The 13818-nt window shown below is 73.7% G+C and carries 15 protein-coding genes; 14 read left to right on the top strand and 1 reads right to left on the bottom strand.

The genetic code is table 11. The features are described from left to right. From Ari01nite_RS26020 to Ari01nite_RS25975, 10 genes are all read left to right on the top strand, one after another. The gene (locus tag Ari01nite_RS26020) at positions 1 to 681 is read left to right on the top strand and encodes an SDR family oxidoreductase (RefSeq protein ID WP_203784776.1); all 681 of its coding nucleotides are present in this window, start codon (positions 1 to 3) and stop codon (positions 679 to 681) included. Then, the gene (locus tag Ari01nite_RS26015; protein WP_203784775.1) at positions 678 to 1616 is read left to right on the top strand and encodes a glycosyltransferase family 9 protein; all 939 of its coding nucleotides are present in this window, start codon (positions 678 to 680) and stop codon (positions 1614 to 1616) included. Before Ari01nite_RS26020 ends, Ari01nite_RS26015 begins: the two co-directional genes overlap by 4 nt. 10 nt (positions 1617 to 1626) lie before the next feature. After that, entirely contained in the window at positions 1627 to 2424 is a 798-nt protein-coding gene (locus Ari01nite_RS26010; protein WP_203784774.1) for a GNAT family N-acetyltransferase, read from the top strand. Between the two features lie 40 nt (positions 2425 to 2464). Next, positions 2465 to 3292: an IucA/IucC family C-terminal-domain containing protein gene (locus Ari01nite_RS26005; RefSeq protein WP_203784773.1), complete on the top strand. Its 828-nt coding sequence runs from the start codon at positions 2465 to 2467 to the stop codon at positions 3290 to 3292. Further along, positions 3280 to 3714 carry an SRPBCC family protein gene (locus Ari01nite_RS26000; protein WP_203784772.1) on the top strand — a complete coding sequence of 145 codons (435 nt, stop codon included), beginning with the start codon at positions 3280 to 3282 and terminating at the stop codon, positions 3712 to 3714. Before Ari01nite_RS26005 ends, Ari01nite_RS26000 begins: the two co-directional genes overlap by 13 nt. Before the next feature lie 2 nt (positions 3715 to 3716). After that, on the top strand, positions 3717 to 4052 hold the full coding sequence (locus Ari01nite_RS25995; protein ID WP_203784771.1) for a plasmid stabilization protein: 336 nt from the start codon (positions 3717 to 3719) through the stop codon (positions 4050 to 4052). 121 nt (positions 4053 to 4173) lie between these two features. Beyond that, positions 4174 to 6678, top strand: a complete 2505-nt coding sequence (locus Ari01nite_RS25990; protein WP_203784770.1) for a carbohydrate-binding protein — start codon at positions 4174 to 4176, stop codon at positions 6676 to 6678. 69 nt (positions 6679 to 6747) lie between these two features. After that, entirely contained in the window at positions 6748 to 7410 is a 663-nt protein-coding gene (locus tag Ari01nite_RS25985; protein ID WP_203784769.1) for a maleylpyruvate isomerase family mycothiol-dependent enzyme, read from the top strand. Between the two features lie 112 nt (positions 7411 to 7522). Then, positions 7523 to 7933 carry a PRC-barrel domain-containing protein gene (locus tag Ari01nite_RS25980; protein WP_203784768.1) on the top strand — a complete coding sequence of 137 codons (411 nt, stop codon included), beginning with the start codon at positions 7523 to 7525 and terminating at the stop codon, positions 7931 to 7933. Positions 7934 to 8128: 195 nt separating this feature from the next. After that, a complete protein-coding gene (locus tag Ari01nite_RS25975) occupies positions 8129 to 8542 on the top strand; it encodes a CBS domain-containing protein (RefSeq protein WP_203784767.1) in 414 nt (137 codons plus the stop codon). On the opposite strand, the gene Ari01nite_RS25970 is transcribed toward Ari01nite_RS25975, so the two are convergent. Continuing rightward, positions 8532 to 8849 carry an LLM class oxidoreductase gene (locus Ari01nite_RS25970; protein ID WP_239163024.1) on the bottom strand — a complete coding sequence of 106 codons (318 nt, stop codon included), beginning with the start codon at positions 8847 to 8849 and terminating at the stop codon, positions 8532 to 8534. The two genes, Ari01nite_RS25975 and Ari01nite_RS25970, sit on opposite strands and share 11 nt — an antisense overlap. 216 nt (positions 8850 to 9065) lie before the next feature. On the opposite strand from Ari01nite_RS25970, the gene Ari01nite_RS25965 reads away from it, so the two are divergent. Genes Ari01nite_RS25965 through Ari01nite_RS25950 form a run of 4 tightly spaced genes read left to right on the top strand, consistent with a single transcriptional unit; the run spans position 9066 to position 13673 of the window. Beyond that, the gene (locus tag Ari01nite_RS25965) at positions 9066 to 9362 is read left to right on the top strand and encodes a hypothetical protein (RefSeq protein WP_203784766.1); all 297 of its coding nucleotides are present in this window, start codon (positions 9066 to 9068) and stop codon (positions 9360 to 9362) included. Positions 9363 to 9395: 33 nt separating this feature from the next. Beyond that, positions 9396 to 9734 (top strand): hypothetical protein, encoded by a 339-nt coding sequence (locus Ari01nite_RS25960; RefSeq protein WP_203784765.1) that lies wholly within the window; start codon positions 9396 to 9398, stop codon positions 9732 to 9734. Then, a complete protein-coding gene (locus Ari01nite_RS25955; protein ID WP_203784764.1) occupies positions 9731 to 10384 on the top strand; it encodes a hypothetical protein in 654 nt (217 codons plus the stop codon). The genes Ari01nite_RS25960 and Ari01nite_RS25955 overlap by 4 nt, the downstream gene beginning before the upstream one ends. After that, on the top strand, positions 10371 to 13673 hold the full coding sequence (locus Ari01nite_RS25950) for a WD40 repeat domain-containing protein (protein WP_203784763.1): 3303 nt from the start codon (positions 10371 to 10373) through the stop codon (positions 13671 to 13673). Before Ari01nite_RS25955 ends, Ari01nite_RS25950 begins: the two co-directional genes overlap by 14 nt. The last annotated feature ends 145 nt before the right edge of the window (positions 13674 to 13818 follow it).

Here is a 13818-nt window from a genome sequence, read left to right as displayed (position 1 = left end):
ATGGACGCAGTACTCGTCACGGGCGGCTCGAGCGGCCTGGGCGCCGCGGTGGTCGACGCGGTCGCCAAGGCCGGCGGCCGGCCGGTGGTCATCGACCGGCAGGCACCGCGGACCGGCGTGCCGTGGGTGGAGTGCGACCTCGCCGACACCCGCGCCGCCGAGGAGGCCACCCGCGAGGCGCTCGCCCTGGCCGGCGGCCCGCTCGGCGGCGTGGTGACGGCGGCCGGGACGGACGTGCCGGGCGCGCTGGCCGACATCCCCGGCGAGATCTGGGACCGGATCGTGGCGGTCGACCTGCTGGCGACCGCCGCGGTGATCCGGGCCGCGCTGCCCGAGCTGGAACGGTCGCACGGCAGCGTGGTCACGGTCGCGTCCACGCTGGGCGTCAAGGCCGTCGGCGACGCCACCGCGTACTGCGCCGCGAAGTTCGGCGTGGTCGGCTTCACCCGGGCGCTGGCCGCCGAACTGGCCGGGAAGGTCAACGTCACCCTGCTCATCCCGGGCGGCATGCGGACCGCGTTCTTCGACGACCGGGACGACCGCTACAAGCCCGGCGCGGACGCGGTCCTCAACGACCCGGCGCACGTGGCCGACGCGGTGGTGTTCGCGCTCACCCAGCCGCCCGGCTGCGCGGTCCGCGAACTGCTGATCGCCGCCGAGACGGAGACCTCGTACCCGTGATCCTCGCGCTGCGCGCCCTCGGCGTGGGTGACCTGGCGACGGCCGTGCCCGCGCTGCGGGCGCTGCAAGCCGCGCGGGACGATGAGCCGCTGGTGCTCGCGGCACCGGCCTGGCTGACGCCGCTGATCGACCTGATCGGCGGCGTCGACCGGGTGCTGGCCACCGACGGGCTGGCCACCGACGGGCTGGCACCGCGCGGCTGGGACCTGCCGCCGCCCCGGCTCGCGGTCAACCTGCACGGCAGCGGCCCCGAGTCGCACCGGCTGCTGCGGGCCGCCGCGCCCGGCGAGATGTGGGCCTTCGCCAACGCCGGGGCCGGCTGCCCGGAGGGACCGCCGTGGCGCGACGACGAGCACGAGGTGCACCGCTGGTGCCGGCTGCTGAGCTGGTACGGCGTGGACGTGGACGAGACGGATCTGGCGCTGGCGGTGCCGCCAGTCGAGGTTCCGAAGGACGTCACGATCATCCACCCGGGCGCGAAGTCGCCGTCCCGCCGCTGGCCGCCGGCACGGTTCGCGGCCGTCGCCCGGCGGCTGCGCGCGGCCGGGCACCGGGTGCTGATCACCGGCTCCCCCGCCGAGCTGGACCTGTGCGTCCGGGTCGCCGACCGGGCCGGGCTGGGCGCGTGGGCGGCGCCGTCCACCACCCTGGCCGAGCTGGCCGGCCTGATCGCGCACGCCCGGCTCGTGATCAGCGGCGACACCGGGGTGGCGCACCTGGCGACCGCGTACCGGACACCGTCGGTCGTTCTGTTCGGCCCGGTGTCGCCGGCTCGCTGGGGGCCGCCGGACCGCCCGTACCATCGCCCGATCTGGCACGGCACCCGGAGTGAGCCGGGTGATCGCCCGGACCCCGGCGTGCATCCGGCCCTGCTCGCGGTGAGCGAGGACGAGGTACTGCAGAATGCCGTCGCCGCGGCGGGGCGCGCTGACTAATCTGCCGGGCATGGGCTCCCTCAAGCGGCACCTCCTGACCCCTGCCGAGACCGGTCCGGCGCTGCGGGCGCTGAGCGAGTGGACACCGGCGGACGCGCCGGGCGGCGCCCTGCATCCCGGCGACGTGGGGTGGCACCTGCGGTTCGACGACGCGGAGTTCCTGCTGTGGACCGACGAGGGCGTGCCGGTGGCCGCCGGTTTCCTCGACGCACACGTGCTGCGGGTGACCACCGCGCCGGACGCCGACCTCGGCCCGCTGGGCGCCGATGCCGACCAGCTGCTCCAACCCGGCGACAACTGGTGCGACGGCCTGCCGATCCCCGGCTGGGAACGCGATCCCGACGACCCCTGGGTGGTGCTGTCCTGGACGCCGCGGCCGGTGGCCAGCCGCGCCGAGCCGGTCGGCGAGTCCGATGCGGCCGACCGGGTGCTGGTGCAGCGGTCCGCGTTCACCGGATCGACGTTCACGCTGGAGCGCTGGCAGACCATGAAGGCGTCACCGGCCGGCGACCTCGCGGTGGAGGCGCTGGTCCGCACGCCCGCCGGTGCGCCGGCGGCCGCGGCGACCGGCTGGTTCGCGGGCGCCGGCCGGTGCGGACTGCTCGAGCCGGTCGGCAGTCATCCGGATCATCGGGGGCACGGGTACGGCCGGGACGCCGTGCTGGGCGTGTGCGCGGCGCTGGCCGGCCGCGGGGCCAGCGCGGTGGCGGTCTGCACACCGGCCGGCAACGAGGCCGCGGTGGCGCTGTACCGCTCGGCCGGGTTCACGATCGTGCGCGAGAGCCACGATTGGGTACGCCCGGGGTAGCCACGGTTTACCGCCGCCGGGCGCCGGGAACGCCTGATCGATGTATCCGCTGGTACCGATCACGGCCCGGCTCGGTGCGCTGTTCGGCACCGCGCACGAGCTGCCCGGCCTGGCTCCGGGCCTGGTCGTCCGCGACGCCGACGGCTGGCGGCCGGCCGGATCGCTCGCGGGTCCCGCCCTGGGGGAACTGCTGCGGTCGGCCGAGCAGCAGTGGAACGCCCGGACCCCGGCGGCCGCGGCGCTCGCCTGGAAGGCGTACACGTACTGGTTGAGCCTGCCGGCCGTGGTGGGGCTGCTCGCCGTACGGCGGGTGCCGGTGCTGCGACCGGAGCACGTGCTGGTGCGGCTGGACTGGCCACAACGGCTGCTGGCGGTCGGGCTGCGGGCCGGCATCCCGGTGGCGGTGCTGCCGGACGACCCCCTGGCGGACACCGGCGACCGCTCGGTGATCGTGGTGCCGGACCAGGCGGCGCTGCGCGAAACGCTGCGGCAGTCGCTGATCGACGAGCACCTGACGCCGCTGATGGCGGCCATCGAGGGGGCGACCCGGCTGAGCCGGCGCACGCTCCTCGGCTCGGTGGCCGCGAACGTGGCCGGCGTCGCCCTGCGCCTGCCCGAGCCCGGCAGCACGCCGTCCGGCGCCGCACCGGCGCCCGAAAGCGCCGCAACCGACCGTGTGGGTCGCCTGCTCGGCGACCTCGGGCTCGCCGACCTGGTCGACCTCACCCCGGCCGGCACCGTCCGCCGGCGCACCTGCTGCCTCGCCTTCACCCTGCCCCGGCCGCGCATCTGCCGCGACTGCTGCATCCCGAAAGACGGTCGTTACCAGCGCCGACAGCCGGGTATTAACCAGTTATGGCGACGGTGACTCGGGACGTCCAAGCGTCCCCGGACCGGGTGTTCGCGGTGCTGGCGAACGGCTGGACCTACAGCGACTGGGTGGTCGGCACCACCCACATCCGCAGCGTCGACACGACCTGGCCGGCGGTCGGCTCCAAGCTGCGCCACAAGGCCGGCCCGTGGCCGATCTCGCTGCACGACGAGTCCACGGTGACCGCCGTGGAGCCCGGCCGGCGACTGACCCTCACGGCCGGCATCTGGCCGCTCGGTGAGGCGAAGGTCGACATCGTGCTGGAGCCGCTCGGCCCCGGCGCCACCCGCCTGACCATGCACGAGGACTTCCAGGCCGGGCCGCTGTACTGGGTCAAGAACAAGGTCAACGACCTGGTGCTGCACGGCCGCAACGAGGAAGCCCTGCGCCGACTGGCTGACATAGCCGAACGGAGGTAACCATGCCCGCAGGTTCGAGTCCCCAGCGGGAACGGCAGTACGAGCACATCAAGGACAGCGTGGAGAGCCGCGGCGGTTCCACCAAGCGGGCCAAGGAGATCGCCGCCCGCACGGTCAACAAGGAACGCGCCCGGTCCGGCGAGTCGAAGACCGCCAGCCGGTCGTCGGTGAAGGACGTGTCCTCGGGGCACCGCGGCGGCAAGCGGTCGCACACCGGCGCCCAGGGCCGCACCAAGGAACAGCTCTACAACGAGGCCAAGAAGCGCAACATCGCGGGCCGTTCCTCGATGAGCAAGGCCGAGCTGGAGAAGGCGCTCTCCCAAGGACGAAACCGGTAACAAAACCGTAACAGAGTTCCAGAGACGTCGATGTGACCGGTCACAATCCTCGGATGTGATCGGTCACATGGCGTTGAAAGGACTCTCCATGCCGACTCCGCTCCGATCTGCCCTGGGTTTGGTGACCGCCGTGATAGTTGCCGTACCGGCGCTCGCCAGCCCCGCACAAGCCGCCGACGCCGAGGCCGAGGTCCTCCGCGTCGACCTCGCCGCCACCACCGGGGAGGTGCGCGGCGGCGCCACCGGCATCCTCTACGGCCTCGGCGACCCGGGCGTGCCGTCCCGCGACCTGATCGCCGGGATGCGCCCGCACGCCGTCTCGCAGAAGGCACCGGACGGCGAACAGCACCCCAACGGCGACGCGCTGGTGGTCGCCGACGAGCTGTTCGACTCCGGCGGCAAGACCGTGCACATCTACGCCCAGGACACCTACAGCCGCTGGCCGTACCAGGACCTCGGGATCGACGACTACCTGAACCGGCTCCGCCCGCAACTCGCCAAGGTGGCCCAGCGCCCGGACCGGGCCCGTTTCGTCTGGACGATCTTCAACGAGCCGGACGGCATCTGGTACCAGGACTGGGCCACCAAGAAGGACAAGTTCCTGGCCGACTGGACCACCGTCTACCGCACGGTCAAGGACGCGATCCCGGAGGCCCGCATCGCCGGACCCGGCGACACCCACTACATCGAGAACCGGATGCGCGACTTCCTGGCCTACGCGAAGGCCAACGACGTGCTGCCGGACATCGTCACCTGGCACGAGCTGAGCGCCGACTCGCTCACCCATTACCGCGGCAATTTCCAGCGCTACCGCGCCCTGGAGCGGGAACTCGGCATCGCGCCGCTGCCCATCGAGATCAACGAGTTCACCAACCGCCGGGACACCTCGGTGCCCGGCCAGATGATCCAGTGGATCACGATGTTCGAGGACACCAAGGTCGACGCGCAGATGGCGTACTGGACCCTCGCCGGCAACCTGAGCGACCACGCGGTCCGCGCGAGCCGGGCCAACGGCGGCTGGTGGCTGACCAAGTGGTACGCGGACCTGACCGGCCGGACCGTCCGGGTCACCCCGCCGCAGCCCAGCGTCCGCGACACGCTGCAGGGCCTGGCCGCCGTCGACCGCTCCCGCAAACAGGCCACGGTGCTGCTCGGCGGCACTGCCGCGCCGGTGCGGGTGGCGGTCTCCGGGGTCGACTCACGCTTGTTCGGGCGCCAGGTCGAGGTGACCGTACGCAAGGCGGCCTGGTCCGGATATGAGGGCGACGCCGGTGCACCTCCCGTGGTCGCGGCCGCCCGCTCCACCGTGGCCGACGGCACGGTCCGGGTCGACCTCCCCGGCGGCGACAAGCTCGCCGCGTACCAGATAATCATCCGACCGGCTGCCGGCGCCCCGCCGAGGCCGGACACCACCTGGTCGGCGAGTTACGAGGCCGAGGCGGGCACCGTGACGGACGCGACCGTCTACCGCCAGGACGACGACAGCTGGAAGTACACGGCCTCCGGCGGCCACGACGTCGGCTCGATGAACCAGGCCGGCTCCCGGGTCACCGTGGACGTCGAGGTCCCGAGAAATGGCAAGTACAAACTCGGGATCACGTACGGCACCAACGCGTTCGTCGGCCAGCAGGCGCTCTACGTGGACGACGCCTACCGTCAGCTGGTCACCTACCCGGCGACGCTCAACTGGTCGTACCGCGGCCGCCTCGACCTGCCCATCGACCTGACCGCGGGCCGGCACACGCTGTCGCTGCGCACCTCCGGCCCGGACGGATTCCTGGGCGGCGTCAGCGACGTCACCCTCGACCGTTTCCAGCTGACCGCCGCCGGGGTGGAACGCGCCGAACACCCCGCCGTCACCGCCCGGCTCACCGCCGGCGCACGCCTCGACCCGCCCTCCGGTGCGGCCGTCCTGCCACGCAACGGCGCGGCGACGTTCTACCTGGCGGCGGCGGAGGACGGCTACTACCGGGTGAGCACCGACCTGGCGGCCTCGGCGCGGGGAACGGTTTCCTTCTCGCTGTCGGACCAGGCGGTCGACGCCTACACGATCCCCCGCCGAGGCGACTGGACCTCCACATCGACGGTCTTCCTGCGGGCCGGCATCACCCGCCTGAAACTGACCAACCGCGGCTCCGCTCCGGTCACCGTGGGCACAGTGAGCCAGCGACGCGACGCCGCCGCTGACAAGGCGGGCACCCTGATCCAGGCCGAAACCGGCACCCTCGCCGGCGGCGCCACCGTCGTCACCGGCCGCTGGGCCACCTACGTGGGCAACCTCGGCAACGGCGGCACGCTGACCGTTCCCCGCCCGGCCGGCCGCCCCGGCCCGCACCAGCTGACCGTCTGGTACGCCCAGGCCGACAAGAACACCGGCCACCCCTACAACACGGACGCCATCACCCGTTTCGCGGACGTGACCGAGGCGGGCTCGACGGCCGGACCCACCCGCCTGCCCTTCCGTCACAACTACACGTGGGACGGCTTCTGGCCGGAGTCCTACCGCCTCGACCTGACCACTGCCGACGGCGCCCTGACCCTGGGCAACGCCACGGCATGGGGCCCGAACATCGACGCGGTCCAGCTCTCCCCCTTGGTCGTCAGCACGGCCGTACACCGGCGCTGACGCTCGCGGGCGCGGCCGTGCGTCAGGCACGGCCGCGACCGCGGTCGCTGCGTGCGTAAGGTGTGGCGGATGGACTACCTCGCCATCCTGCGCCGGGAACTCGACCGATTTCATGGTCACCTGGGTGCGGACCGCACCGCGCCGGTCGCGCACTGCGGCGACTGGACCGTCCGCGACCTCGCCGTTCACCTCGGCCAGGGCAACCTCTGGGCGGCCACCGCCGTGACCGAGCGCCACAGCCGCTACGAGGTCCAGCCGCCGCCGGACGACCTTCCGGCCTGGTTCGCCGACACCTCGCGCGTGCTGATGGAGACCTTGGAGCGGGACCCGGACACCGAGGCGTGGACGTTCGCCGAGCCGCGGACCGTGGCCTTCTGGCGCCGGCGCCGCTGCCACGAGACCGTGGTGCACCGCTGGGACCTCGAGCACGCGCTCGGCCTGGCCAGCGACCTCGACCCCGCCCTGTGCGCCGACGGCGTCGCCGAGGTGGTCGAGATGTTCGTGCCGCGCCAGGTGCGGCTGGGCCGGATGGAGGCGCTCACCGGCGCGGTCCGCCTCACCGCCACCGATGCCGGGCAGTCGTGGCAGCTCGGGCCCGGCGAGCCGGTCACCGACCTGGCCGGACCGGCCGAAACCGTCATGCTGGCGCTCTGGGGCCGGGCCCGGTGGAGCGACCTCGACGGGGATCACGAGGCCGCCGCGCCGGTGCTCCGCGGGCCCCTGGTGCCCTAAGGCTCGCCGAGGTCCTGCCAGCGCTTCGCGGTCATCTCGACGCCGGGGCGTCGTTTCCCGTTAGTGCCGTCCTCATGCCGGGTAGGTAACCGGTAGATCGAAGGAGGACACCATGCAACCGTATGCGTTCAGCCCCTGGATCTGGCGTGACCCGGACGCCATGAGCGGTTACGGTCCGCCCGCCGGCGTCGACGACGAGGTGGCCAGCGACAGCGTGGCCGGTTACCACGTCGAGGCCACCGACGGTCACATCGGCTCGGTGGACGAGGCATCGTACGAGGTCGGAAGCTCCTACATCGTGGTCGACACCGGCCCGTGGATCTTCGGCCGCAAGGTGCTGCTGCCCGCCGGGACGGTTCAGCGGATCGACCGCGACGAGCGGAAGGTCTACGTGGACCGCACCAAGGACCAGATCAAGGACTCGCCCGAGTACGACAAGGACACGTTCGACAACGCGGACTACCGGGAGCAGGTCGGCACGTACTACAGCGACAGCTACCGAACCGCCCCGCCGTCAAGGTAAATCCCGTCAAGGTTGGCCCGGCGCCTGGGCATGCAGGCCGCCGAAGGCGGATGCGCCAGGTCGCCGGGCCGCACACCTTCTGCTGGACCGACCCGGCCGCCTGGTTCGGCGCCGACGATCCGGACCTTCGCCACCCGTGCATGCGCCGACCCGAACGGGGTATGCGCCGCACACGAGCGAAGGAAGGAACACCCGATGACCACCGCACGCGACATCATGACCCCCGACGCGGTCTGCGCCGGCGAGAACGAGAGCCTGACCGACGTCGCCCGCAAGATGACCGACCTGGACGTCGGCTCGCTGCCGATCTGCGGCGAGGACGACCGGCTCAAGGGCATGATCACCGACCGCGACATCGTCACCAAGGCGATCGCCCAGGGCCGCGACCCGGCCTCGGTGCGGGCCGGCGAACTGGCCCAGGGCAAGCCGGTCACGATCGGCGCCGACGACGACGTGACCGAGGTCCTGCGCACCATGGCCGCGCACAAGGTCCGCCGGCTCCCGGTGATCGACGGCCACAAGCTGGCCGGCATCGTGGCGGTCGCCGACGTGGCCCGCGCCCTGCCGGACCGGCCGGTCGGCGACCTCATCGACGCGATCAGCTCCTGAGGAACTCCCGCCGGTACAGCTCGATCATGTCGCGGTAGTGCGGCCCGATGTCGGCCACGTACACCTCGTCGAACCCGGCGTCCTCGTACGCCTTGAGCTGCTCGGCATGCTTGGCCGGGTCGGGACCGCAGGGCAGTGACGCGCGGGTCATCTCCGGGGTGACCAGCTGGGCGGCCTGCTCGAAGTGCCGTGGCGACGGCAGCACCTGGGACAGCTCGCCCGGGACGCCGGACGTGCCCCAGAGTCGATGCGCGGTCTCGACCCCCTCCCACAGCTGCCGCATGACGTCGACGGCCTTCTCGAGCATGTCGAGCCGCTCGTCCGCGAACGGCCACCGCTCCCCCGGTTACCCGGGCGGGGCTAACTCGGGCGGGGCTTACCCGGGCGGGGCTAACTCGGGCGGGGCCTGCATCGGCGTGGCCACCAGTTCCGGGAGCACGGCCTGGCCATCCCTGGCGGATGAAGCCCGCGCCCTCCCCCGGCCGCGACCATCAAGGCCGGAGTGCCCGACAGGAGGACGACCATGGGCTGTCTGTTCGCGCTGTTCGCCGGAATCTTCCCCCGGCTCGGTCTGTTCATCATCTGGATCGCCCGGCCGGCCCTGGTCAACGCGGCCTTCGACACTTTCATCTGGCCACTGCTCGGCATCATCTTCCTGCCGTTCGCCACCCTGATCTACGTCGTTCTCTACACCCCGGGCATCGGCCTGACCGGCTGGGAGTGGTTCTGGGTCGTGGTCGCCGGCCTGCTCGACCTGGGGCACTGGGCGGCCAGCGCGGCGCAGCGCCGGCAGATCCCGGGATATCCCGCCGCGCGGTGACGCCAGTCCGTCCACATAGGTGAGAATGGCGGCATGGACTGGGCGGTCGCGGCGGCACTCGGCATGGTCGGCGGTGGGCTGGTCGAGGCGGTCGCGGTCTGGGGCAACCTGGCCGCCTGGCAGCAGGCCCGGCACGAGGCCCGGCGCCGGGGACGCCGGCTGCCGCCGCTGACCCGATACCTCGATCCGGCCGCCGACTCGCTGGTTGCCGTCACCCGGCTCCTGCTCGGCGCGACGGCCGCCGTCGTGCTGCACACCCAGATCTCCGGTGTGCTGACCGCGATCGCGGTGGGCGCCTCGGCTCCGGCGCTGCTCGCCCAGCTGGGCGCGTCGCGGCCGGCGGTCGCGGCCGAGCGGGAGACGACGCCGTGAGCACGCTCCGGCGCCGCTACCGCGACCGGCTCCTCGGTGTCCGGCCGGCCGCCGAGCGGGCACCGGCGAGCCTGTGGCAGCGCTACTGGATGTCGCTGCTGGGTTTCCGCCGGCCGCCACCGGCCGGCGTCGCCGAGCCGGCCCCGGTCAACCCGCTCACCCGGCCGTCCGCGCACGGCAACCGGCTGCGCCTGCCCCGCTTCGACCGGTCCGGCGTGCGGCTGGCCGCGTCCACCGAGGCCGACCGGGCGGTCGACGAGTGGCGAGCCGGGGGGCGCGAGATCACCGTGCGGCAGTCCGGGCCCGGTGAGATCGAGTTCCTGGTACGGGTGGAGCACGCCGTCCCGGCCGGCACGGTGCTGCCGGTCGAGGTCGCCACCGAACGCGACGACCTGCGCTACTTCCTGGTGTTCGTGCCGGATGCCGGCGGCGGCGCGGTCGCCGCGCTGCGTCTCGGCACCACGGCCGCGTGGTTCGACGTGACGGTCGACGAGCCGGCCGACGTGGCCACCGTCGACCCGCACGACGCCGCGGTCGCCCGGTCCGTGCGGGCGACGCCCGACCCGGCGATGACGGGATGGTGGCAGATCCTCGCGGACCGCCCGGCACACGACCCGCTCGGCCAGGTGATCCGGGATGCCGCCCGCTGAGCCCACGGCCGCCGACCGGTATGCCCTGTGCAGCCGGTTGATGTTCGGCCCCGGCACCTGGTTCGAGCTGTGCCGGGCCGCGGCCGGGAGTCCGGCGGCGACCGCCGGCCTGCTCGCCCGGCTGGCACCGGACGGCGACGCGGCCCTGGCCCTGGCCACCCGCTCGGCCTGGCCCGGCCAGTCCCGCCTCCGACCGCCGTCCACACCGGACACCGGCCCGGCGCTGTCCGCGGCACGCGCGGCCGGCGACCTGCTGTCCCTGCTCTCCGGCATCCCACCGGACGCGGATCGGCGGCTGCGCGCGGCGGCCGGCCATTGGCGCCGGGCGAACGTCCTGCCCACGCTGCCGCTGACCGGTGCCGGCATCGAGGCTCCGCGGGCCGGTGCGGTCGCCCGCCGGCTGGCGGTCCTGACCGACGACGCCGCAGCGCGGGACCGCAGCGCGTACGGCATCCTCTGTCTGGTCCTGCTGGGATTGACGGACGCCTGGCCGGGCCGGCGCCGCGAAGCCGAACTCCCCGTGCTCTTCGACCGCCGCTCCAGCGGCGCGCACGGCATGCTGCGCCTGACCCTGCTGGACGGCGGCCCGCCCGGCCTCTACCCCGATCCGCGCCGGATGCTGTTCCTGGCCGCCGACACCCGCTTCGCCGAGGCGCTGGACGTCGCCTGGCGCACCGGCCCGCTCCACGACCACTGTGTCGTGTGGACGCTCACCACCGACGGCCTGCCGTGCGACGAGGTGGCGGGCGGTTCGCTGGGTGCCGCGTTCGGGGTGGCGCTCGCCGACCTGGCTCGCCGGCCGCCGCCGGCGCTGCGGCTGCGCAACCTCGACCGGCGCTGCGCGATCACGGCCGAGCTCCACCCCGATCGTGGGTTGCGCCCGGTGGGTGGCCTCCGCAACAAGCTTGATGAGGCCGTACGCCAGGGACTGCGCGCGATCCTGGCCACTCCCACCGACCGCGACACGTTGCCGGAGCCGCTGCTGCGCGACGCCCGGGTGCGTTTCGCCGCCGACCTGACCGCCGCGGTCCGGCTGAGCCGTACCCGGATCAATCCGGTCTTCGCCGCGCTGGTCGCCGTGCTGATGCTCGCCACCGGCGGTGCCGTGGCCGCCGTCCGCGAATCCCGGACCGCGCACCAGCGACAGGTCGCCGCCGGACTGCTGCCGGCCGCCGCCACCCTGCGCCCGGCCGACCCGACGAACGCGTTGCTGCTCCAGGCCCTCGCCCTTCGACTGGGCGCGCCGGGCGCCCGGGCCGCGCTGACCCGCGCCCTGCTGACCAACCGCTACGCCGGCGCACTCACCGAGCGGGACGACACCCCGTGCGGCGGCCGGCAGGCCTGGTCGCCGGACGGCACCCGGGTCGTCACCCGGCTGAACGACACGGTCCGGGTCTGGGACACCGCCCGCCGCACCGTCGACCGGACCATCGAGGTCCCCGGCCGGGTCGAGGGGTGCGCCTTCGCCCCGGACGGCCGGACCATCGCGCTGGCCGTCGACGACCGCCTCACCCTGGTGTCGGCCGACCGGGCGACCGCCACCGGCATCCCCGCCCACCACGTCCAGTTCGCGCCCGACGGCCTGCTGGCCACCCTGATGCCGGACCGGCCGATGCGGTTCTGGTCGCTCGCCGATCCGGACCGGCCCCGCGCCCTCGGCACACTCGCCGTCACCCGCCGGGACGTGTCCGGCACGCCCCCGCGACCGCCGCTCGCCTTCTCCGCCGACTCCCGCACGATGGTGGTCGCCGCGAACGGCCGCGTCGTCCTCGCCGACCTGACCCGGCCGGAGCAGCCCCGTATCACCGGCACGATCGAGATCTCGGCGAGCAGCGTCGCGCTGGCACCGGACGGCACCCTCGCGATCGGGCGCACCGACGGGATCGTCGAGCTGTGGAGCGTACGCGACAACGCCGTGCCCCACCGCACCCAGGCCCTCCGCCCGCCGGGTCCGGTCGGCCTCGGTGCCGACTCGGTGGCCTTCACCCCGAACGGGCGGCACCTGGTCACCGCGACCGGCGGCGGCAGCGAGATCTGGCAGCTCGGCGACGGCACCCCGCGGTCGCTTCGCCAGCTGGTGCTGAGCAACCACCAGGTCACCGGCGCCGATCTCGCCCCGGACGGCACGGTCGCGCTGGTCACCGACGGCTCCGGCCCGCCCTCGTTCTGGCGCCTGTCCGACCACACCGTGCCGTCGGCGCTGGCCACGTTGCCCCTTCCGCTCACCAACATCAACGGCCTGGCCTTCCGGCCGGAGGGCTCGCATCTGCTGGTCACGGCCGTCGTGGGTCCATCCCTTTGGGAGGTACGCGACCAGCACGATCCCCGGCGCACCGGGCCGGCCGGATCGGGGCCCTCGGGCAGCGACGCGCACTGGCCGGCCGTGTTCGACGCCGGCGCCCGCCGATACGCCGCGACCGACGATCAGGGTGGTGTCGGCGTGTGGTCGGTCACCCCGGACGGCCGCGTCGAGCGGACCGCCTCGCTCCCCCGGACCGGTCCGGAGGAGTTGCAGCCGCTCGCCCTGTCGCCGGACGGCACCCTGCTCGTCGTGCGCGCCGCCGAGCCGGACTCCTCGGCGTTCCTCTGGGACGTCCGGCACCTTCCCCGGCAGCTGGCCACCCTGCCGTCGAGCCACCCGGCGCCGGCCGTCGCCTTCACCCCCGACGGCCGGACGCTGCTGACGGTGACCGCCCCGAGGGCCGCCGACCCGACGATCATCTGGTGGAACCTCACCGATCCGGCTCGGCCGGCCCGGCTGGCGCAGCGCGGTGTCGCCGACGGCGAGAGCCCGATCGTGGTCGCCGCCGACGGCCGCCGCACCTTCGTGACGGACGGCACCGGCCCGGGCACCACCTGGGACACCGCCGACCCGGCCGGGCCGGCACTGCTGAGCCGGCAGGAGCCACCGGACGGCGCGGACGCCAGCCAGGGCCTGCTGCACGGCAACGCCCTGATCCTGGCCGTGCCGGGCGCCATGAACGTCTGGGACGTCACCGACCCGGCGGCGCCGTACCGGGCCGCCCAGCTCACCACCGGCGACGGCACCGTTTACCACCGGCACGTCGCCATGACAGCCACCGGCCTGGTTGCCGCCACCCACACCCCCGACCTGGTACGCAGCCAGTACACCAACGAATCGGTGGTCCGCCTGCACGACTTCCGCCCGATCCTGGACGTGCTGGCCGACCCGGTGGCGGCCGCCTGCCGCTTCGCCGGCCACGACCTGCCGGCGGAGCTGTGGGACCGGCACGCGCCCGGCATCCCGCGGCGCCCGGTCTGCGGGTGAGACGTCAACAACGCGTGAATATCCGGGCGGTACGCGTACCTAAGCCGTCAACGCCGGTGACAACGGCCGTCCGCGAGAGCTCAGCTGGAAGCGCAACCCCCGCCTTCCGTTGAGGAGTCCTTCGTGGCTGATCTCGTGTTCGTCC

Origin of the sequence: Paractinoplanes rishiriensis (genome assembly GCF_016862375.1) — a bacterium.
GTDB lineage: Bacteria > Actinomycetota > Actinomycetes > Mycobacteriales > Micromonosporaceae > Actinoplanes > Actinoplanes rishiriensis.
Note: the sequence above shows the minus strand (reverse complement) of the source record. Positions and strands in the feature narration are given on the sequence as shown.

Coding starts and splice junctions, on each gene's coding strand:
- Ari01nite_RS26010 (WP_203784774.1), top strand. CDS start 1,627: ATGGGCTCCCTCAAGCGGCACCTCCTGACCCCTGCCGAGACCGGTCCG.
- Ari01nite_RS25975 (WP_203784767.1), top strand. CDS start 8,129: ATGACCACCGCACGCGACATCATGACCCCCGACGCGGTCTGCGCCGGC.
- Ari01nite_RS25950 (WP_203784763.1), top strand. CDS start 10,371: ATGCCGCCCGCTGAGCCCACGGCCGCCGACCGGTATGCCCTGTGCAGC.
- Ari01nite_RS26005 (WP_203784773.1), top strand. CDS start 2,465: ATGTATCCGCTGGTACCGATCACGGCCCGGCTCGGTGCGCTGTTCGGC.
- Ari01nite_RS25985 (WP_203784769.1), top strand. CDS start 6,748: ATGGACTACCTCGCCATCCTGCGCCGGGAACTCGACCGATTTCATGGT.
- Ari01nite_RS25960 (WP_203784765.1), top strand. CDS start 9,396: ATGGACTGGGCGGTCGCGGCGGCACTCGGCATGGTCGGCGGTGGGCTG.
- Ari01nite_RS25980 (WP_203784768.1), top strand. CDS start 7,523: ATGCAACCGTATGCGTTCAGCCCCTGGATCTGGCGTGACCCGGACGCC.
- Ari01nite_RS26000 (WP_203784772.1), top strand. CDS start 3,280: ATGGCGACGGTGACTCGGGACGTCCAAGCGTCCCCGGACCGGGTGTTC.
- Ari01nite_RS25970 (WP_239163024.1), bottom strand. CDS start 8,849: ATGCTCGAGAAGGCCGTCGACGTCATGCGGCAGCTGTGGGAGGGGGTC.
- Ari01nite_RS25995 (WP_203784771.1), top strand. CDS start 3,717: ATGCCCGCAGGTTCGAGTCCCCAGCGGGAACGGCAGTACGAGCACATC.
- Ari01nite_RS25965 (WP_203784766.1), top strand. CDS start 9,066: ATGGGCTGTCTGTTCGCGCTGTTCGCCGGAATCTTCCCCCGGCTCGGT.
- Ari01nite_RS26020 (WP_203784776.1), top strand. CDS start 1: ATGGACGCAGTACTCGTCACGGGCGGCTCGAGCGGCCTGGGCGCCGCG.